The sequence below is a fragment of the Scytonema hofmannii PCC 7110 genome, assembly GCF_000346485.2.
Classification (GTDB): domain Bacteria; phylum Cyanobacteriota; class Cyanobacteriia; order Cyanobacteriales; family Nostocaceae; genus Scytonema; species Scytonema hofmannii.
Window position 1 is genome coordinate 1,471,814 of record NZ_KQ976354.1, and the last position, 19,137, is coordinate 1,490,950.

Here is a 19,137-nt window from a genome sequence, read left to right on the forward strand (position 1 = left end):
TTGGTAAACGCTTCTGTTTGAGGGACTGAATTCTTACAGGTTCAAAACAGTTGTACCAACAGGGAGTACAGCTGGTTAAAGAAGGACGATCGTTAGAGAAGAAAGGAACTAGGGAAGGATATCAGGAGGCGATCGCAAAATACCAGCAAGCTTTAAAAATTGTCCAAGAATTAGGGCTGCGCGCAGAGGAAGCTGAGACGTTTATGGAGATTGGCGGGGTCTACAATTTACTCTCACAAACAGAAAATGCGCTGAAGTCTTACAAGCGAGCATTAACAATCTGGCAAGAACTAGATCAACCTTTGTTTCAGGCAAGTGTCATTAGTTTGATTGGTAATGTTTTTAGTGGGAGAGGCGAACACTGAGAAGCGCTCGAATATTTCAATCAAGCACAGTCAATATTTCGCGCACAAAAACAATTTCGTTTTCTTGCTATAAATTTGACATCTACTGCTAGAGCTTATATGGGATTGGGCGAGATGAAAAATGCGCTAGATTGCCTCAATGAAGCACTAAAAATTTATCGTAGTACATTGAAAGACTTGGCAAAAGAAGCCTGGGTTATTGATGTTATTGGTTTCGTTTATTCTCAAATAGGCGAATCGGAAATAGCTTTTAAATACTACAATCAAGCCCTAGAAATTCAGCGTCAAAGGAAAGACTTACTCAGACAGGCTGAAATTCTCAGAAAGATTGGCAGTCTCCAGAGTAAATTGGGTAAATATGAGTTAGCGATGAAATCATAGATTGAGTCTGCTTGCAAAACGGGATTAAGTAAGGAAATTCAAGGAGAATAGTTGATTTGAATTTCAATCAACCCAATTTACAATCCGTAACCCAGGAATTTGTTGAAAATGTCTAATATTTCGTGTCACCAATGTAGCTTTATTGGCTAAGGAAATACTTGCAATTAACAAATCAGCTCGCCCAATTTTGCGTAGTTTAGATACTGCACGTAAACGCTCAAATTCATCTGCTGCGCTTTGACTGATGGGAACAATTAAAAGCTCTGCCAATAATTCTTCTGTGCGAAACAAAAGCTCTTGCGCCCTTAACAAACTTTCATTGGTTTCTGCTTTAATCAGATACTCAATGCGTCCGCGCAGCATTTCTGCTTTTGTAATTATGGTAATTCCCACCTCTGAATTTTCAACAGCATTTAACCGGACAATAACATTTGTATTTCCAGCATAAAGGTGGGTTATAGTATCAGTATCAAGCAAATACATTTATGTTCCAATTACTCATCAACTTCAGAACGTCCTCTCGCTTGATAAATACTTGTTCTCAATTGAGCAAGGGATGTATCATCAGCAAAAGCCCCTGCCTGTTGAAGTAAGGTAGAACGACTACTTTGAGCACGCAACCAATCATCAATTGCAACTTTCAAAAACCTCCATTCATTTTCAATTTTACGACCTGGAAGCTTTCCTTGTAAGGCTTGACGCTGTAATGTTTCCATCGGCAAACGTAAATATTCTGAAACTTCTTCAAGGGTGAGAACTTCTGGTAATATAACTTGCTCCATAAGCTGACGACCACAACGCTCTACTTAATGCAAAATTGTAGCATATATCAGGGATTTGGCGTTTTCTGATGACTGCGCTGCTGCTAGTCGGCAAATATAAGGTTAGGCTTTTGCATACCCTGGCAAACCCTGAGAGGTATATTAAATTGTCAGTATCAAAAGTCAGTATAATCATTTATGAAGAATCAAAATAAACTAAACAGATAGGGCAAAGGTTACCTATGTCGATATCTCGTGCTGTAGCTATATTCTTCTCCTTGGTTTTGTTATCGGAGTCAACAGTCGCGAATACTCGGAGGTTATGAGTTAAAAATTGCACAGCAACCAGCAACAAATCCTTCAGTTCCCCTGAGTCCAGATAAGCAACAGCGGTATCAAGAGCATACTTTAGGGTGAGCGCGTTCGTAAAGACTGAGATGGTCTGTATCCATTATGTAGATAGTCACTCAAAAACAAGAATGCTCCGAAACTTGCTGACGATAAGCTGCAACTTCTGCTAAAAAATCGTCAAACGTTGGGTCAGAAGCAAAAATACCCATATGTTTGAGCCAAGGATCTGTTTCTAGCTGAGAGTGCTCTTTACCTACCTCGATTGTAACTAACTCACCCGTTGCCAGTTGGGTTTCTAAAGTAGCTTTGGCAAGCGCTATTACTTCTTCCTTCGTGCTACCTTCAACGGTAGTATTGGGAATGCCGACAATAGAGGCAATAAATTTACTCTCTGGATGACTTTGAACAAAAACTTGATATTGCATAGCTAATTCCTCTACTAGTGATGGAGTAATTGGATTATCTAATCAAATCCAAGATTCTAGAGTAAGCGGTTCTACTTGTTGGATACGTTGAAAATCACGATCGGTTGAAACCACGGTTAGATTGTAGTGGATTGCAGTTGCAGCAATCCAAAGGTCATTATCTCCGAAGCCAAGAGTTTGAATGTTGAACTTTCGCCGCTCGGCTTTTTCTTTAGGACCAAAAGTGTTTACTAGTTTGCCTTTGAGGTTGCCGTAAATGTCAGTGATTGGTAAATTAATAGGGTAAAGGTCAATCGTGTCTAAAAAAGCCTTAACCTGCTGAAGGTTAGCGGCTGTTTGTTCGGATTTGGCTGCCATGTACAGCAGTTCACCACGCACAATAACACTTGTGGCAACACCTGTTTCGCTGTGAACTTGTAGTTGTTGGATGAGATTAGGTTCACCAAAGATGATGCGGCTACAGTGGTTGGTGTTAAGGAGATACATCAGAATTCAGATTGGGAGCGGGTGTTGTAAACAAGCTGAAGGCACTCCTCGAAGTCATCACCTTGCCAGGTGCCTGCAAATTTTAGAAGATGTTTGGCTTTTGAGCCACGCAGAATTGGTTCGCTCTCTTGAGAGGTGCTTGCTGGTTTGTTGGGAGAGCCATTGTGTTTGGTTTTGAGGTATTCAAGATAACTGAGGACTTCCTCTAAAATGGGTTCTGGAGTGTTGTCGATCGCAGTGAGAAGTCGTTCTCTAATGCTGTTCATGGGATATTTTTGGTAAATTACGGTAGTTATTTTGATTTTGCCTGATTTTTTTGCAAGTGCGACAAGAATAGGTAATATAGCATGGATTTACATGGGACGCAGTTGGTTGTGCTGGAGGCGGACATGGAAACGATGAAGTTACGATCGCATATTGGGGCAGATGGTATATTGCAAATCCAAACACCCACTGATTTAAAAGATACTCTTGTTGAGGTGGTGGTTGTGCAGCCGTTACCTGAAAATGAAGTTGCAGTATCAAAAGAACCCCAAGCACGTTATAACGCTTGGGGAAAGCCCACAACTAAAAAATCAATAAGTAATGCAATTACCTCTCTGCGACAACTACAGCGAGAAGTTGCGTTGGATAAAACGTCAATCCGCTCCATGATTGAAGAGAGGCGAAGATTTTAATGTAGGCGATCGCAATCCCTTTAGCAATCTTTTTAATGAGCAGACGAACTGCGAGCACTAAGTTACCGCAAGTCTAACATTTCTTCTATTGTCAAATTAATATCACTTGCAATCTGGCGTAGCAACCTAGGAGAAATATCACGCCCTTTGTGAAACGGAACAGTTGTTCCTCTACCGTCTTCATGACGAAACTGCTTATGTGAGCCTTTCTGACGCACCTCCACAAAGCCAAGGCTTTCCAATATCTTAACGACTTCCTGTGGTTTCAGAACAGGTATGTTGCTCATGCTGAATAGATGACAATCTGTTGCGTACCAACAAACTCTGTCTCGAATATGACCTCTTCGTCCTCCAGAAGCATCTCAATCACTTCACGCAAATTTTCAAGTAACTCGTCCAAGGTTTCTCCTTGGGAATGCGCGCCTGGAAATCCAGGGACATAGCCCACATAAAGTTTGGTATCAGAATCTTTCTCGACGATAGCAGTGAAGGTTTTCATGATATTAACATCGCAATTGTTTCACTTATTCACAGCATAGCATTTACATGACTTCGGGAAGCACCAGTATTTTCATTATTTGAGCGATCGCTTTTTCAACTAATCGTTCAATTCGGAATTGCCATTAAATACACCGTAGCGAGTGCTAGCAACAACTTGCGAAAGGAGTTAGAGGCAAATGCAATCCACCCACTACTGAACAATTAAATATTTCCACAATAGAAACGTTTTGCGATCGATGAGTATCAGAAATTTGGCGTTTTTTGATTACTTATTTTCTCTCACTGCTAGTCGGCAAGTAAAGGTTAGGCCTTTACATACCCGGTAATACCTTGAGAACTTTAAGATGCGTGCAAAGTGTAACAGATTTAGTCAATTATAGTATCATGTAGTGATACTATATAAATGGGGAGCATCCCAATTTGGAAAAAACACGCTTGCGATTGAAATCGCGGCTATACAAACAAAGTCCACCTGCGTGGACTGATGCATCAAAGCCTGCGGAGGCAGGCTTTGTTTGTATAGCCCCAGAATTCTATTCTGAGGGCAATGTGCCAAATTGGGATGCTCCCTACAAATGGAACTTAACAGTAAACACCAAAAAACTCTTGATGCCCTTTTTCAAAACCCCATCAGATCCAATATTTTATGGAGTGATATCGAGTCTCTCCTAATTACTCTTGGTGCAGAGGTATCAGAGGGAAGAGGGTCAAGAGTCAGATTTGCTCTTAATGATATAAGAGCTACATTTCACAGACCACATCCTGAAAAAGAAACTGACAAAGGTGCTGTTAAGTCAATGCGGCGGTTCTTGACAGAAGCGGGGATTAAAAATGATGAAGTATAAAGAATATGAGGCTATTGTAGAATTTGATGATGAGGCAGAAATTTTTCACGGTGAAGTTATTAATATTCGGGACGTGATTACTTTTCAAGGTACTAGCGTAGACGAACTAAAGCAAGCTTTTTCTGATTCAGTAGATGATTATTTAGATTTTTGTAGAGAACGTGGGGAGGAGCCTGATAAACCATTCTCAGGTAAATTCATGGTAAGAATTGACCCGCTTTTACACAAAAAAATTGTGATGAAAGCAAAGAAAGAGGGGCAAAGCCTTAACTCATTGGTTGAAAAAAGCTTGTACCTGTATGTTAGTTGAATTAGTTAACTAATAGCAATTACAGCACAAATACCAAAAATCTCGGTCAAACAATTCTGACTAATCGAAGTTCAAAATCGTTGTAGGCTGTGCATCGCAGGATCTACAGCCTAGTGATGAAAAGGAAAGCCAAAGTGGGTAGACAAAGGAACACTTATAGTAAACCAATCAAAGTAAAAGCAGCCCAATCGCTAGGATTTGGATACTTTTTCATCGTCGCCAGCATCGCTTGACGCAACGCACCTGCTTTATCAGGTTTTTTACTTAAATTACTATGAAATTCAGTCATTAGTGTTACGGTTGATATATCAGAAACATCCCATAGCGAACCAATGACACTATTTGCTCCTGCACTGAAAAATGCACGAGAAAGTCCAATGACACCATCACCAGTGATTTTTCCCAAAGCTGTATCACAAGAACTCAGTACAACTAAATCAGCTTTTAGGTTCAAACTCTGAATTTCTTCAGTTGAGAGCCAACCGTCGTCTGTTGTAGATGAAGCCAGAGCAATTACATCAGGAGAGCCTTGTTTTTGACAGTTACTGGAAACAACATTAGTTGCTAAGTGAATAATTTTTGCTTGGGGTATTTTTTTCACAATTGCTGTTTCTGTTGCAGCATCACCTATAAGTGGTTGAGTTTTGAAAATCTCTGCAATGGCTTTTGCTTCCTTTTCCGTACCTGGTAACGGCGATAATTTACAAGCTTCCTCTCCTGTTCTAAGGGGTACTTTGGGAGCGCTAGAATTACCAACAATTAATAGTTCATCACCCGTTATATTTGTAGGGGTAAACGGTTGTTCGCCCCTACCTTGATTTTTTCGTTGATAAAGTAAATCCAAGACTTGGATAGAAGGAGCAGTGGAAATCGTATATTTCTCAATCAGATATTTACCGTTAGCATCTTGCAACGCTGCAAAGGGAACAGTAAATAACTCACCTTGAGGGATAAAAATGACTCGTTCTTCTGATTTTTGTGGTAGAAGCTCAGCGATCGGTTGAATCAAGACTTGATGCAGTTCTTTTAAGTCCGATTCTAAGCTGTTTTTTACTGGGCTTGCTTCTACTTTAATTTTTTTCACACCCTCACTTCTTGCACCTAGTCTGTGTCGGCTTCTTCGGATTAGATTTAGAAATGAAAAATGTTGTCTTTCTCCCCTAGCTTGTAAATCAACGCGACGCATCGATATTTCACCTGTGGGTTGAATAACCCAAATCAATAATTCTGATTCCTGAGGTTGGCGTTTACCTTCAACGGTAGCTTCTTCAGTGAGAAGTGAATAATGAACAACGGTAGCTTTTTGAGTTTTTGCAACTTGTTTAATTTGTTTGATTGTAGGTAAATCAACAGGTTGTGTAACTGGATTTTTTTGTGTTAATAAATGCACGAGATTGCGGTTTAGACTACCTTCAGAAATTTCTAAAGCTTTTTCTGACTGATTCTGAGTAATCAAAGATTTAAGTAGTTTTTGATAGTTTTGACCTTGGTTTTCTGAGGAGGTTTTATTTCTCATTTCACTTTGTGTCAATAACAAATCATTATTTCTCCAGTCAGTGGATGACGTTCCCCAAGCCATGAGTCTATGATAGGAAAAGAAAATAAAACTTACTACAAAGATTGAAATTAACTGATAAATTGCATTGGAGAGGGTGATTTTTGATTTTTGCATCGTCATATAGCATTCCTATTTGAATTGTAAAAATTCAACTGCCAAGAGCATCCAGAAAAGAAAGATTACAGCAGGTTTCTGGCAAATGAAGTATATATGTAGGGGCGTAAGTCTTGCGAGCTGACTGCGCCAACGCACAGCGTACACCTGAGCATAGAACCGTTCGCCCTTACAATAATTTGTACCTCACCAGGTGACTGCTGTATTCATGCAAGGTTATGCATTCCGTATCTTTTCAATCATATTTAGAGATTTTTGAGCCATTTCTTTTTCTCCTTCTTTCTCGAAGAGATTAGCTGCTGTTTGTAAGTCTGAAATAGCGTCAGTTTTACTTCCTAAAACATGATGAGTCATACCTCGAACTAAATAAGCATAAGCAATAGAAGAATCTAGACTGATACTTTTATCTAAATCGACTTTTGCCTGCTGGTAATTTTCTAACTGGAAATTGGCAACACCTCTACCAAAATAAGCATATTGGTTATTAGATTCACCCTGAATCACTTGATTAAAAGCCTGAATCGCTCCCCGATAATCTTCTGATTTGATTAAGTTAAACCCGCGTTCTAAGTTACCCTTTGTGTTATCATTACCCCTTGTAGAAGAATTAGATTTTATTGTAGATTCGACTTGAAATCTTTCTATCTGTGATTTATTTTCAGCATTTGCATGAGGAGCACATACTGTTAAACCCAATAAAACAATTACGGATGCTAAACCTTTTAATCCCTTCATTTCTATTTCTCCAATGAATGTCATGACAACAATTCCTTGAGTATTAACTCTAAATTAAAGTAGAGGTACTCACACACAAGCTTTGTTACCTATGCATAACCACCTTCTGGTGTTCTGGTCATTTATATTTCTCAGCTCGCAGAGGGGTATGCAGTTTTGGAAAATCAGCCAATCTTCATTTCCTATCTTTTTATATTTCTAAGCTTTTAGAGGGTATGCAAAAATAAAATAGCCCGCCTGTGCGGGCTTATACTAAATCCGGTTTTATAACCCCTTTTAGCCTAGCGATTGGAAATCGCGGCTATACAAACGAAGTCCGCCTACGCGGACTAAATTATAAAGGGGGCACAAGACGAGGATTCAGTATTAGTTTTGTTTATGTAGTTTTAGGCTAGAAGCCTAAGGGCTTGATTTACACAGTTCATCTGGTAACTTTTGGAGAAGCTGCGATAACTCGGTTGAGGGATTTGGTACAGAGTATGCTTCCTGTAATGCATCAGACCACAATTCTTTTTGAACAAAATAATTTGCTCTTTCGAGTGCGACTTCTTCCTTATTTGCGTTTTTCGCTTGCGATCGCGTTTCCAATGCCTTCAGTTCATTGTTGACAACTTGACGCTGTTGTGAATCCATGACTTGAAACGGAGCTAATATTGCAGGATTCTCACCGATAAATCCTTGCCATTCGTAGCTTTCTCCTGGTTGAAGCTTGTCCTTAGCTGCATAGGTCACAAAGCTTTTTTGCCCGCTAATTTTCTCGCTCCAAAAATAATTATTGCTACCTAAATTAGCCACAGCGATTTTCTTCAGGGTTCCCTTCCACAAGAAAAGCGGACGAGTACTATAAATTGCCTTTTGATGACTAGGCGCGATAAAACATAAAGCACCCTGTTGTATTGGACGCGAAATAGGACGTTGCTTTCTCCGACCAAATAAACTATCAAAAACTGTTTGCCAGGAAAAACTCTGTTGCGTTGTTTGAGCTGATGTCGTTTCCGGAGTCATCAACACTGGGAAAACTAACATTGATGCTACACCTGCCAACATCAAAGTGCAAATACCATTTTTTTTACGTATCATTTTTCTTCCTCAAGTTAGGTAACACATAAAACCAGAAAGCGGCAGATGGTAGAAATAGAGGCAATACAAGACTTGCTGATATATACATTTGCATTGATATTAATGCGTAAGCTCCGGTTCCACCTATAAGTGAAGCAAGCAAAAATATACTACCGCGTTTTGTGTACTGACGTTTAGCAAGCAATAATTGTGTCCCTTTACCCAGAAATGCAGCAATACCAATCATCCATAAGTCGGGAATTGGGATAATCAGGTGTTGTTTGAGGAGATGCTGAACCATATATGCATTAATTTCAACTCCTGTAAAGTTCGCTGAATAATTACCAGAAGGATTTTGAAAGCGCCAATAAGCAACTCCCATAGGTAAGGGGAAGTTGTCGCTATGAAACTTGGATAAGCCAGCCTCATCATATCCACCAGCACCAATAAGTACAACTTGCTGCTTGAGTTTTTCTTGGTTAATGTTGGCATTGTTTGGTTGTACGAAATGTCTAGCTCTAACCACTTGATAAACTTGTAATGGTGGTAAAGAATAATCAATGATTGGATATAACCAAGCTTGTCCAAGATATTGGGAAAAGGACGTGACTTCGAGAAGACGTAATTTATTTAAGTTTTGAGTCAGAGATTGATTAACTTCCTCGTTGCTGATAAACCTTATTAAATCTGTTCGGAGATTGCTACTATTTGATTTTTGTAATTCTGGGAATTTGGGCAAAATAATTTCTTGATTGAGAGAGTGAGTTAATGCTATTAGGTAAGTAAAAGGACAAGTTTGAATGCAATTTGTATTTTTATCTAAGAGGGAAATATGTCCGGGTAGTTTGTCAACGTAACCCTGTAAAGATTGATTTAGGCTAGCAACATTTCTATGTATTCCTTGTTCTTGATTATCATCTTCATTTAAAATTGCACCAAAAATAAATAATGTGTTATTTTTTTTTATTGAATTTTTAAGAGATTCTGCAAGTGCTTTATCTTCATCTGTTGCGCGATCTAAGAGATAATCGATACCAATTATTTTGGCGTTATTTGCCGTCAATTTATCAATTATCTTTGCTAAATAGCTGCGATCGATAGGATTAAATTTGTCTGCTTTAACATTACCTTCATTGAGTGATTTTTCATCAACACGAACTACTAAGACTGGTGGTTGAGATACTTCTTTTGGTACTTGTTGGGTGATATGGCGATAAACTGCTTGTATTCCAATTTGCCAGTCTAATACAGTTTCCTGCACAGGTGTCAACAAGCTTAAAACTAATAACGTCAGGAAAGCCAATGATTCCCGGCGCGTTGGGAACCACTGCTTTATTTGGTGCTGAATCCCAAAGGGTTGCAACCGGAATAATTCAGCATCAGGATGGCGAAACAAGGAGGGAATTAAATAAGCACTGGGATAAGTAAGATTTTTTTCGATTTTTAGATAATCACACGCGGCTAATAATGCGTCATGAACATCTTGGTATAGAGCGATCGCATTCAAAAACTGAACAAATATCTCTTCTGCTACGCGATTATGTATTGGTTCGCGCATGACTGCAACTTGACTTAAACCCAATTCAATCAATTTACGAGCAATACTCAATCCATTGCAAGAATTGAACAATGCAAACTGCAATCCATTCTGAATAGCTGTAGTGAGTGGTTTTTCAATTTCACTTAATGATATAGTTGTATCTGGTGCAATTGATATTTGTCCTCCAGTCAAATTAGTTTCATTACCATGTCCAGCAAAAAATAATATATCCCAACCTTGTTTTGCAGTAAGCGTTTCCACTATTTCGCGTTTTAATTCATCAATATTTTTGCCTTGATTCCAACAAATAAAATGAAATTCAATCAGCTTTTGAAGGGATAATATAGCTTGTTGTTCTTTTTCAAAATTTAAACCTCTATCATCTCCAAAGATAGCTAACACTTTAGCTTTACCGGGACGATGTGGATATTTCTTTCCACTTGTTACGACATTAATCGGTTGACGTGCAATACGAACTTTTGCAGATGCAAACTGTGTACTAATTTCCCACGCCTCCCAAGGTAAATAGGTTAATTCTGAAGAATTACAACTAATAAAAACATCAGTAGCGGTAATTTTAGAGTTAGAATTTACCTCTTTGTTTATACCACTTGTGGTAATAGTTGAGCGAATTTCGTATAATTCTTTACTACGTAACCATTGATGAAATTCATATAAAAGTTTTGCTTCTGCTTGCACTAATTTTGCTTGCCAGTCAACAGTAGGTGGGGCTATACTGCCTACATTGACGACTTTTCCTCGCAATTCTTGTGTACTGTAAAAATTCTGATAGACTCGCTGCCATTCTTGATAGGATGAAATAATGGTTTCAGGATAGGGAATTTCGGCAGTTATTTGTTGTCCTGTACCCCACGAAAGTTGAAATAAACATTTTTTATCAACTTGTTGCACTTGGAGATAAAAATGACTCATGATTCAGCCTCTTCAACTAGCATCAATGCTTCTTGTTGTAACAGATAAGGATGTTTTTTCATGGTTTGTTAATTTACTTAGTGTCGTTTTTGCTCAGTATCCTTTTCCCTCCCCTTTCCAAGGGGAGGGTTAGGGTGGGGTAAAAAATATTTGATACATTAATCATGACTTATCAAACATCCTCTAAGCGATCGCAGCACTAACATTTCAATTTTGGTAAATTAACCTGGTTGCGTAATATCAAAGACGAATGGGGGTAAAGTGACTTCTACACCATCCGCTATACTCACACTCACAATAAATTTTTCATTCCAATCCCCAACGACGCAGGTATACAAATACGATTCAACTTGTTCTGGATTGACCCCTTTTTCTGTTAAAATACAAGTCTGGTCGCTGACTCGAAACTTCAAATTATGAGGTAGAGTATTTGGTGAGGGGACGCCTAAAACTAACAGCAAACTCCATGAGTTCGGGTTATTGTTTGTCGATAAATTCCATGCAACGGCGTATATTCTTAAAGGAATACCAGCTAAGAGAAAATTATGATACCCACACCGCGCTCCTGTTGGAATTTCTAAACCTTGTGCTTCTAGCTGCGATTTAATCGCTTCAAATTCTTCTACCGGGCTGCGGAATTCTCTAACAGGTGTCAATCTTGGTAATAATATCCATGAGAGCGATTCTCCTATTTCATCTAATTCATCCCATAACCACCGTCCTAAATTTATTGCTGGTTGTGTTATTAATTTGATAAAATCTGAAAGATAGGTTTGTAAGGAAGCAGAAGTTTGCGTCTCTATATTTTCTAACTCTAAATTGTTATTTTGCAATTTATATACCCATTCAAGCAATTCAGGAGAAGTTAAAACTGCGCGTCCCTGTTCCCAAGTTAAAATTTCCCAAAGTTCTTTTTCAGGTGCTTGTAACTGAGGTAATAATCTCACCAGTTCCCTCTCGCTCGCTGCTAACTGTTGCTTGCGATCGCTTGGTACAGTAGGTAAGGGAAGTGCTTCTGATTCTAGAACACGTAGATACAGTAATAAGCGCTCGCAGTCTTTTTCAAACCAAGTTAAAGGTATTTTATATGTCCAATCGAGTTGAGTATTTCTTTGGACATTCTCAAGATTCTCCCATAATTGTTGATAGTTAATAAAACCCCGAACCATCCCACATTCTTGTTCCTCTAAAACCTCCACTAATACATAGAAATGGGGAACATATTCCGGTAACTCGACGACTAATCTGGGTAAAGAAACTTGCTCTTCAAAGAGACTACCAACAGTAATCAGACAGAGGTTGAATTTACCAACTTGGAGGTTAGCAACACTAGATATTACATTTGCAAGTGCTCGATTTGCAATTGTAGATTCTTCCCAACTAACTGTCAAATTCTCATCCCGTTCTTCAAGCCATTTGGCGAATGTGAATAACCCTAAAGCGTTTATGTATGTTTGCCATTGACGTGAATTGTCTGGAATTTGGCTGCTAAGTTCTACCGCCTGATTCAATTCTTCAGACTCGAACAAGATAGATTCAGTTGGTAATCGTTCAAATTCCATTGACATTGTTAATATATTCATGGTATTTTTACTGGTACTTATTTTTGTGCTAAAAACCTGGGTTCTAATTTTCCCCTATCCGAGTAGTATTGATATTCAACTTTTTGCAAAGCCTTTCAGAAAAAGAACTCATTGCTGAGTGACTTTGTATACTTGCGGCTTCAACTTCTGCTTGGGATATGACATGAGTAATCTGTTCATCAAGCGCTTCAGTAATTTGCACTTCTAAATGCGCCAGACGTGTTAGAGTCAAATAATTTTGTGCTATCTCTAAGACAGACTCTTTCAATTTTATCAACATTTCCTGACGAACATCAGCACGAAATTCCTTAAGTTTTAATAGACGAGTGACTGCATCCTGTGCGCGTAAGCCTAATTTTTTAGCTATTGCGCTCATTGACAACCTTTCACAGTGAAATAAATGAAGCGCCTTCAGAAATTGATTTGCTTTATCTGCATCTTTTTTCTGTAGTTTTTTCACTCGCGATTGTGTCACTGCATTTAAGGCATTATCTAAACAATTCAACATTTGCAAGCGGTAGGTTTTCAAAAAATCTTTTGTTTCATCATTCTCTACAACTAGACTCCCCGAATTTGGAGCAGGTAATTGCTCAATTAATGTTGAATTTTCATGGAATTGTTCATCTAAAGAATCTGTATGAAATGAACCACCTCGTACATAAATTCGGTACTGACGTAGGTAAGTGGCAAGATGTTGTAACTTTTGCACCACTGATTTGGTCGATAAACTATAAATCCCCTTTGTCTCTAAAATCTCAGTCATTTCTTGTAATTGTTCAATTGTGGGTGGACTGCATCTTCCTCTGGTTTCTTTATTTGCTCGTTGTCGCCAGCGTTCAGTTCGGTAAATCGTGTGATACGCTTCAAGAAGTTTCTGTGCTTGCTCAATTTCTACTTTTGTCATTCCATGAAATTCTCCTAAAATATTTTGTAATTGTTGAGGTTTGGTGTCATTAAGTATTGCCCAGTCACTGACAAGATATAGTCCACACTCTAATAAATATGTATTAAGTTGCTTATGCTGTTTGACTTTTCGACTTGTCCAAGTACTAAGGCTACTTTTTTCAGGGTTAAACGTTTTTAAAATTTCCCTAGCAAAACATTGATAGGTAGTAGAAGGCTGCAAACCACCGTCATCATCAAGAACATACGGTAATAAATCGCGATGAGTAAAGCCGTGAAAATTACCAAATTGCTGTTCGAGACTTAAACACACTTTCTCAACTTGCCAAGAAATAAAGCAGAGTAAACAGCGTTGTGCTAATAAACTTTGTTGACTGGAATTATTATGAGATACCTCTAGTAATCGCTTTTGGATGAATGTATCTGATACTCGAGCTATATTGATTAAATCAGCTAAGGTATCAACAAAAAATGTCTTCGCTATCTGGATTTCTCTAAGTTGGCGATTTCCAGCGCTGTTAAGCATGACTAAAGTCCAGTATTCTACGTTGTTCATGACCTGGTTTTTAATTATGAGTTTTTACTTGGCTGTTCTCCCCAACTGTTGCTGTCATTGTTTTTTAACTCTGGTGCAGGTTGGGGATATGCATTTTTATGGAGGCTGGAGATGTTACGTAGCCCCTTTCAAGATGATTTTTCTGTAAAGTTTGGACTTGGTGTCAAGAATTGCATACCCCACATTCCTCCAGAAATATACATAGATGTAAGACAATAATCTAGTATTTCTACGCAAAAGCACTAGCGAGAGCTAAGTGTTTTTTATGTAACTCTGAATACCATAGAGGTGAACTATGAACTATCGGCTGAAGTTTGCTGTTTTGATTACGTCTTCCTTGCTTTTGTCTGTTGCTGTTCCTTCTCTACTAAAAACGGGCGAGACAGTTATCTCCCAAGCTTTTGCACAAACACCGACTCCTGAGAACCGTAAGGCGGAAGCGGATAAACTCTTCCAAGAGGGGGTACAGCAGTATCGACGTGGGGAATATCCGAAGGCGTTGCAGACTTACAACAGAGTGTTGGAAATGCGGAGACAATTGGGAGATAAAGCTGGAGTTGGACAAACCCTCAATAATATAGGACAGGTTTACAATGGGTTAGTTCAACAGGAAAAAGCATTAGAAGTTTTACAGCAAGCATTGACGATTCGCAGAGAAATTAAAGATCGTGTTGGAGAGGGAGAAACCCTAGATAATATTGGTGGGGTTTACCTTGCTTTGTTTAAAGACGAGGAAGCCTTAAAAACTTTACAGCAAGCTTTAGAAATTCGCCGTGAGGTGAAAGATAAAGCTGGAGAAGCGGTAACTCTGAGTAAACTTGGCTTTACTTACATTTTTTTAAAACAACAAGATAAAGGTTTGAAACTTTTACAAGAAGCGCTGGCTATACATAAAGAAGTGGGGGATAAATTCCAAGAGGGATTGACTTTATTTAGGATAGGGGCTGCTTACAACAATATAGATGATTATCCCAATTCTTTGGAGTGGTTCAATAAAGCTTTAGTGGTGAATCGCGAAGTTGGAAACCGTACTGGGGAAGGTAGCAGTTTGATGCAGATAGGGTTCGTTTATTTCAAACAAAAACAATATGTTAGTGCCTTGAAATTTTGGCAGCAAGCATTACCATTTATCCAAGTAGCAGGAATTCGAGATTTTGAAGCTACTATACTCACTAGTATAGGAGATACTTATTTTAATCAAAAACAGTATGATAAAGCTATTGAATTTTACCAACAAGCACTACCTATTGTTCGTGAGGTCAAAAAGAGGTCACAAGAAGCTTCCGTTCTCGCTAGTATAGGAGATAGTTACTTTTATCAAAAACAGTATGACCAAGCAAATAAATATTATCAACAAGCACTCCTTATTGCTCAAGAAGTAAAAAGTAAATCCCTTGAAGCAGATATTCTCAAGGTAATGGGAAATATTTACTATAATCAAAAACAATACGATCGAGCAATTAAATTCTATCAACAAGCATTACCTATTGCACGACAAGTAAAAAATAAATCCCTTGAAGCAGACATTCTCGCCATGATAGGGGTTATTTACTTTGAGCAAAAACAGTATGACCAAGTAATTAAATTCTACCAAGAAGCGCTACCTGTTGTACGAGAAGCAAAGAATCAATTACAAGAAGCTAATATTCTAACCGCCACAGGAGATGTTTACTTTATCCAAAAACAATATGACCAAGCAATTATTTTTTACCAACAAGCATTAGCCCTGCAAAGACAACCACTCAACAACCGTCCAGCACAACTGACTATCCTTACCCAAATCATGAGGGCGTATAATTTAAGTAGTATCTTTGCTACAGAACAAAAAGATTATTCTCGTGCGACAAATCAAGCTAACCAAGTCATTATCTTAGCTCCAGAAGCATTAAATATTTCCAGAGAACTGAAACAACCAGAAGTTGAAAAACAAGTTCTGGAGATACAAAGTAATGCCTATATTTGGATAGGGAATGGTTATATCGAATTAGGAGATTTACAGAAAGCGCAAGAATTTGCTGAACAAGGGTTAAAAATTGCACATCAATCTCACAATTTGACAGCACAAGATATTGCTGTATCTGTTCTGTCTAGTATTTCTGATGCACAAGGAAAGTATATTAATAAAATTGAATTAAACCAAAAAAAATTAGAAATCAGCCGCAAACTTCAAAACCCGGTCTCAGAAACATTAGCCTTGGGAGAGATTTCTGGTAGCTATATTATTCTCGGAGATTATCAGAAAGGCATGGAGTTTGCACAGCAAGCGTTAACTAAAATAGAAACAATTAACATTGCCAATTTACCTGAAAATATTCAAGCAAATGCTAGGCAAACAAAATCATTAATTTACTGGCTATTCAGCATATGTTATAATTGGATCGGTGAATATGATAAAGCTTTACAATTTGCCCAAAAGCGTTTTGATTTTGTTAACACCTCCAACAATCCAAAGTTAAAAGCAGAAGCATTAATTGGGTTAGCTAATGTCTATACTCAACAACAAGAGTTGGAAACAGCTATCAATTTTCTTCAGCAAGCCTTGGCGATCGGTAAGCAGAGTCAAAATTCTCGTATAGAAACGGAAGCTTTGAAACAATTGGCGCAAGTTTACACTGCGAATGGAAATTATAACAAAGCTACTGAAATTGCCAATTTAGTTTTAAAAATTGCTGATACAAATAAAAACATTCATTTAAAATTAGACTCTCTGATTATTCTGAAAGATATTTATATTGCTCAAGGAAATTACCAGAAAGCTTTAGAGCTACTAAAGCAAAGCTTAACGACTGCTAAGCAAAATAAAAATCCAATGAGTGAGTATAATTCACTAGCGTATCTAGCTGCATTTTACATAGAATTAGGAGAGTACAAACAAGGTATAGAATTCTCTCAACAAGCACTTGCTACATCCCAAAGAATGAAAAATTCTCAAGTAGAGGGAACGAGTTTGCTTTTACTTGGTTATGTATCTTTTTTAAAAGGAGAGCCTCAAGAAACTATTAGATTTGCTCAACAAGGACTAGCTATTTCTCAAAAGAGTAAACTGATTGGGCAGGAAATGATAGCCAATGTAGTATTAAGCCTAGGCTATGGTGATTTGAATAATGACCAAAAAGCGATGGAAGCAGCACAAACATTTTTAGCAATTACCAGGAAATCCCAAAGTCCTAAATATGAAAAAATAGCACTTACACTCTTAGGAAATATCCATCGCAAGTCTGGTAGAACACAGGAAGCAATACAAGCATATAATCAGGCTTTAGTAATTAAAATTTCAGCTAAAACTGTAGGTGAAAATTCAGGAATTTACGCCGGACTAGCTCGTATTTACCGCGATTTAAATCAACCTAACGTCGCGATCGCTTACTATAAAGATGCTATCAACAGCATTGAAGAAGTGCGTCGTGGGGTTAAAGGTTTAACGCCAGAAATACAAAAATCTTTCTTAAATGCAACGGTTGATTTTAATCGAGTAAAAACTGCTGATGTCTATAAAGAATTGGCAGATTTGTTAATTAAACAAGGTCAAGAAGCAGAAGCACAGGGGAGAAAAGATGACGCGCAAGTGCGATACGCACAAGCACAACAAGTTATGGATTTAATAAAAATACAAGAAGTAAAAGATTTTGCTCGTAATATAACTGGTAAACCACAATTACCACTAGCAAATGTCGAGAAGCAAATCCAGACAGGGAATCAAACAGTAATCGCTTTAGCCGGAAAAATCCGCGAGTGCGAACGGACAAAATGCCAACAACTTAGCCAACTTAATGACCAATTAACTGCATTACTGCAAGAGACTAACCGCAAGTTAAAGGAAATTGACAAAGAAATAGGCGATCGCCTCAGCAAAGATCCTAGCGCGTTCCGTCCCAACAGCCCAAAACCTCAGGAAGTCGTCAAAGCGCAATCTAATACAATCATGATTTATCCTTTTGTGAGAGAGGAAAAACTCTGGTTGCTGACGTATTTCGACAAAGGACGGATGGTTATAGAAGTTCCCGTGACTCGTAAAGAGTTAGACAATCAAGTCAAAGAGTTCCGCAAACTTATGGAAGAATGCGAGAAACGAATTTGTGGTTCCGCAGAGATTGCCAAAATTAAGCCTGTCAGTCAACAACTTAACACCTGGCTCATTAAACCCTTAGAATCCGAATTAAAGACTAATAAGGTAAAAAATTTGGTCTTCGCACTCGATAGCGCTATTCGTTACATACCAATGAGCGCTCTATTTAACGGCGAGCGCTACCTGATTGAAAACTATACTATTTACAACGTATTTTCCTCAGATTTAACCAACACAACCGACAAATTTCCACTAAACGCTTCTGTCTTGGCAATGGGACTCTCCGATGCTGCACCTCCCAAGTTTGGTTCGCTCCCAAACGTACCGCAGGAACTCAATGCGATCGCCAAAACTAACACTAGAGATAAGGGTATATACTCACGCCCCTTCCTCAATAATAACTTCACCTTCCTGACTTTGCGCGATAACCTAGCTGGACACAATATCTTACACCTTGCAACTCACGGTGAGTTTGTTCCTGGCAAAAAAGATGCATCATATATACTATCAGGAAAGGAAGAAATTTCAATTCTCAAAATAGCAACTTTAGGCTTAAGTGAAATTCACCTCGTGGTACTGTCAGCCTGTCAAACTGCGCTTGCTAGCTCGCTTCATGATGGTGTAGAAATTGGCAGTCTCGCTTATCATTTCCTGAATAGTGGTGCAAAATCCGTCATAGCTTCATTGTGGCAAGTTGCAGATCAAAGCACTGCTGAAACAATGCAAACTTTTTATAAGTACATGAGAACCAGCAGACAGCCAATTACTAAAGCTGAAGCACTACGTATGGCTCAACTCTCGCTACTTTATAGCAAAGAAGTCACACTGGAAGATATTAAACGTGGCGGCGGCATTATTCCAGAGGGAATACCAGGAAAACCAACTAAAAATCAAACCTCAAGAACAACTTATGCACATCCTTATTACTGGGCACCATTCATTTTAATTGGCAATGGACTTTAAAAATTAATATAGCATAACTAATACC

19 protein-coding genes are annotated in these 19,137 nt (G+C 38.4%); 6 read left to right on the forward strand and 13 right to left on the reverse strand.

Translation table 11 applies throughout. The features are described 5' to 3' along the window. Nucleotides 1–50: 50 nt before the first annotated feature. Nucleotides 51–365, forward strand: coding sequence for a tetratricopeptide repeat protein (locus WA1_RS06320; protein WP_017749618.1), 315 nt, complete (start codon nt 51–53; stop codon nt 363–365). A gap of 75 nt (nt 366–440) precedes the next feature. Next, nucleotides 441–746 (forward strand): tetratricopeptide repeat protein, encoded by a 306-nt coding sequence (locus WA1_RS06325; RefSeq protein ID WP_272819083.1) that lies wholly within the window; start codon nt 441–443, stop codon nt 744–746. A 63-nt stretch (nt 747–809) separates the two neighbouring features. On the opposite strand, the gene WA1_RS06330 is transcribed toward WA1_RS06325, so the two are convergent. The 5 genes from WA1_RS06330 to WA1_RS06350 form a co-directional block, all read right to left on the reverse strand. Continuing rightward, complete coding sequence (locus WA1_RS06330) at nt 810–1,229, reverse strand: type II toxin-antitoxin system VapC family toxin (protein WP_017749616.1); 420 nt, start codon at nt 1,227–1,229, stop codon at nt 810–812. 11 nt (nt 1,230–1,240) lie between these two features. Further along, on the reverse strand, nt 1,241–1,528 hold the full coding sequence (locus WA1_RS06335) for a helix-turn-helix domain-containing protein (protein WP_017749615.1): 288 nt from the start codon (nt 1,526–1,528) through the stop codon (nt 1,241–1,243). Between the two features lie 446 nt (nt 1,529–1,974). Further along, nucleotides 1,975–2,283, reverse strand: coding sequence for a hypothetical protein (locus tag WA1_RS06340; protein ID WP_017749614.1), 309 nt, complete (start codon nt 2,281–2,283; stop codon nt 1,975–1,977). 42 nt (nt 2,284–2,325) lie between these two features. Then, a complete protein-coding gene (locus WA1_RS06345; RefSeq protein WP_017749613.1) occupies nt 2,326–2,769 on the reverse strand; it encodes a type II toxin-antitoxin system VapC family toxin in 444 nt (147 codons plus the stop codon). Continuing rightward, nucleotides 2,769–3,035, reverse strand: coding sequence for a DUF2281 domain-containing protein (locus tag WA1_RS06350; protein WP_017749612.1), 267 nt, complete (start codon nt 3,033–3,035; stop codon nt 2,769–2,771). The genes WA1_RS06345 and WA1_RS06350 overlap by 1 nt, the downstream gene beginning before the upstream one ends. An 81-nt stretch (nt 3,036–3,116) precedes the next feature. Between WA1_RS06350 and WA1_RS06355 the strand changes: the two genes are divergently transcribed. After that, nucleotides 3,117–3,446 (forward strand): hypothetical protein, encoded by a 330-nt coding sequence (locus WA1_RS06355; protein ID WP_017749611.1) that lies wholly within the window; start codon nt 3,117–3,119, stop codon nt 3,444–3,446. A 62-nt stretch (nt 3,447–3,508) separates the two neighbouring features. On the opposite strand, the gene WA1_RS06360 is transcribed toward WA1_RS06355, so the two are convergent. Next, nucleotides 3,509–3,733, reverse strand: coding sequence for a type II toxin-antitoxin system HicA family toxin (locus WA1_RS06360; RefSeq protein WP_017749610.1), 225 nt, complete (start codon nt 3,731–3,733; stop codon nt 3,509–3,511). After that, a complete protein-coding gene (locus tag WA1_RS06365; RefSeq protein ID WP_017749609.1) occupies nt 3,730–3,945 on the reverse strand; it encodes a type II toxin-antitoxin system HicB family antitoxin in 216 nt (71 codons plus the stop codon). Before WA1_RS06365 ends, WA1_RS06360 begins: the two co-directional genes overlap by 4 nt. A 577-nt stretch (nt 3,946–4,522) precedes the next feature. Between WA1_RS06365 and WA1_RS06370 the strand changes: the two genes are divergently transcribed. After that, the gene (locus tag WA1_RS06370) at nt 4,523–4,792 is read left to right on the forward strand and encodes a type II toxin-antitoxin system HicA family toxin (protein WP_017749608.1); all 270 of its coding nucleotides are present in this window, start codon (nt 4,523–4,525) and stop codon (nt 4,790–4,792) included. Beyond that, nucleotides 4,779–5,102 carry a type II toxin-antitoxin system HicB family antitoxin gene (locus WA1_RS06375; RefSeq protein WP_017749607.1) on the forward strand — a complete coding sequence of 108 codons (324 nt, stop codon included), beginning with the start codon at nt 4,779–4,781 and terminating at the stop codon, nt 5,100–5,102. The genes WA1_RS06370 and WA1_RS06375 overlap by 14 nt, the downstream gene beginning before the upstream one ends. A gap of 154 nt (nt 5,103–5,256) precedes the next feature. Here the strand turns inward: WA1_RS06375 and WA1_RS06380 are convergent, their stop codons facing one another. The 6 genes from WA1_RS06380 to WA1_RS06405 form a co-directional block, all read right to left on the reverse strand. Further along, a complete protein-coding gene (locus WA1_RS06380; protein ID WP_017749606.1) occupies nt 5,257–6,780 on the reverse strand; it encodes a CHAT domain-containing protein in 1,524 nt (507 codons plus the stop codon). A 210-nt stretch (nt 6,781–6,990) separates the two neighbouring features. Further along, on the reverse strand, nt 6,991–7,533 hold the full coding sequence (locus tag WA1_RS06385; RefSeq protein ID WP_017749605.1) for a tetratricopeptide repeat protein: 543 nt from the start codon (nt 7,531–7,533) through the stop codon (nt 6,991–6,993). Between the two features lie 375 nt (nt 7,534–7,908). Beyond that, complete coding sequence (locus WA1_RS06390; RefSeq protein WP_017749604.1) at nt 7,909–8,589, reverse strand: DUF928 domain-containing protein; 681 nt, start codon at nt 8,587–8,589, stop codon at nt 7,909–7,911. Then, nucleotides 8,579–11,041 carry a CHASE2 domain-containing protein gene (locus tag WA1_RS06395; protein ID WP_066612762.1) on the reverse strand — a complete coding sequence of 821 codons (2,463 nt, stop codon included), beginning with the start codon at nt 11,039–11,041 and terminating at the stop codon, nt 8,579–8,581. Before WA1_RS06395 ends, WA1_RS06390 begins: the two co-directional genes overlap by 11 nt. Before the next feature lie 221 nt (nt 11,042–11,262). Beyond that, nucleotides 11,263–12,624, reverse strand: a complete 1,362-nt coding sequence (locus WA1_RS06400) for a DUF1822 family protein (protein ID WP_026135332.1) — start codon at nt 12,622–12,624, stop codon at nt 11,263–11,265. Nucleotides 12,625–12,667: 43 nt separating this feature from the next. After that, nucleotides 12,668–14,083, reverse strand: a complete 1,416-nt coding sequence (locus WA1_RS06405) for a hypothetical protein (protein ID WP_017749601.1) — start codon at nt 14,081–14,083, stop codon at nt 12,668–12,670. A 295-nt stretch (nt 14,084–14,378) separates the two neighbouring features. Here WA1_RS06405 and WA1_RS06410 point away from each other — a divergent pair, with 295 nt between their 5' ends. Then, a complete protein-coding gene (locus tag WA1_RS06410; RefSeq protein WP_017749600.1) occupies nt 14,379–19,112 on the forward strand; it encodes a tetratricopeptide repeat protein in 4,734 nt (1,577 codons plus the stop codon). The last annotated feature ends 25 nt before the right edge of the window (nt 19,113–19,137 follow it).

What these genes read in the sequence shown, in the direction of transcription:
- WA1_RS06370 (WP_017749608.1), top strand. Translation starts at nt 4,523, where the DNA reads ATGGAACTTAACAGTAAACACCAAAAAACTCTTGATGCCCTTTTTCAA.
- WA1_RS06385 (WP_017749605.1), bottom strand. Translation starts at nt 7,533, where the DNA reads ATGACATTCATTGGAGAAATAGAAATGAAGGGATTAAAAGGTTTAGCA.
- WA1_RS06345 (WP_017749613.1), bottom strand. Translation starts at nt 2,769, where the DNA reads ATGTATCTCCTTAACACCAACCACTGTAGCCGCATCATCTTTGGTGAA.
- WA1_RS06405 (WP_017749601.1), bottom strand. Translation starts at nt 14,083, where the DNA reads ATGAACAACGTAGAATACTGGACTTTAGTCATGCTTAACAGCGCTGGA.
- WA1_RS06390 (WP_017749604.1), bottom strand. Translation starts at nt 8,589, where the DNA reads ATGATACGTAAAAAAAATGGTATTTGCACTTTGATGTTGGCAGGTGTA.
- WA1_RS06375 (WP_017749607.1), top strand. Translation starts at nt 4,779, where the DNA reads ATGATGAAGTATAAAGAATATGAGGCTATTGTAGAATTTGATGATGAG.
- WA1_RS06395 (WP_066612762.1), bottom strand. Translation starts at nt 11,041, where the DNA reads ATGAGTCATTTTTATCTCCAAGTGCAACAAGTTGATAAAAAATGTTTA.
- WA1_RS06360 (WP_017749610.1), bottom strand. Translation starts at nt 3,733, where the DNA reads ATGAGCAACATACCTGTTCTGAAACCACAGGAAGTCGTTAAGATATTG.
- WA1_RS06400 (WP_026135332.1), bottom strand. Translation starts at nt 12,624, where the DNA reads ATGAATATATTAACAATGTCAATGGAATTTGAACGATTACCAACTGAA.
- WA1_RS06355 (WP_017749611.1), top strand. Translation starts at nt 3,117, where the DNA reads ATGGATTTACATGGGACGCAGTTGGTTGTGCTGGAGGCGGACATGGAA.
- WA1_RS06350 (WP_017749612.1), bottom strand. Translation starts at nt 3,035, where the DNA reads ATGAACAGCATTAGAGAACGACTTCTCACTGCGATCGACAACACTCCA.
- WA1_RS06330 (WP_017749616.1), bottom strand. Translation starts at nt 1,229, where the DNA reads ATGTATTTGCTTGATACTGATACTATAACCCACCTTTATGCTGGAAAT.
- WA1_RS06340 (WP_017749614.1), bottom strand. Translation starts at nt 2,283, where the DNA reads ATGCAATATCAAGTTTTTGTTCAAAGTCATCCAGAGAGTAAATTTATT.
- WA1_RS06410 (WP_017749600.1), top strand. Translation starts at nt 14,379, where the DNA reads ATGAACTATCGGCTGAAGTTTGCTGTTTTGATTACGTCTTCCTTGCTT.
- WA1_RS06365 (WP_017749609.1), bottom strand. Translation starts at nt 3,945, where the DNA reads ATGAAAACCTTCACTGCTATCGTCGAGAAAGATTCTGATACCAAACTT.
- WA1_RS06380 (WP_017749606.1), bottom strand. Translation starts at nt 6,780, where the DNA reads ATGACGATGCAAAAATCAAAAATCACCCTCTCCAATGCAATTTATCAG.
- WA1_RS06335 (WP_017749615.1), bottom strand. Translation starts at nt 1,528, where the DNA reads ATGGAGCAAGTTATATTACCAGAAGTTCTCACCCTTGAAGAAGTTTCA.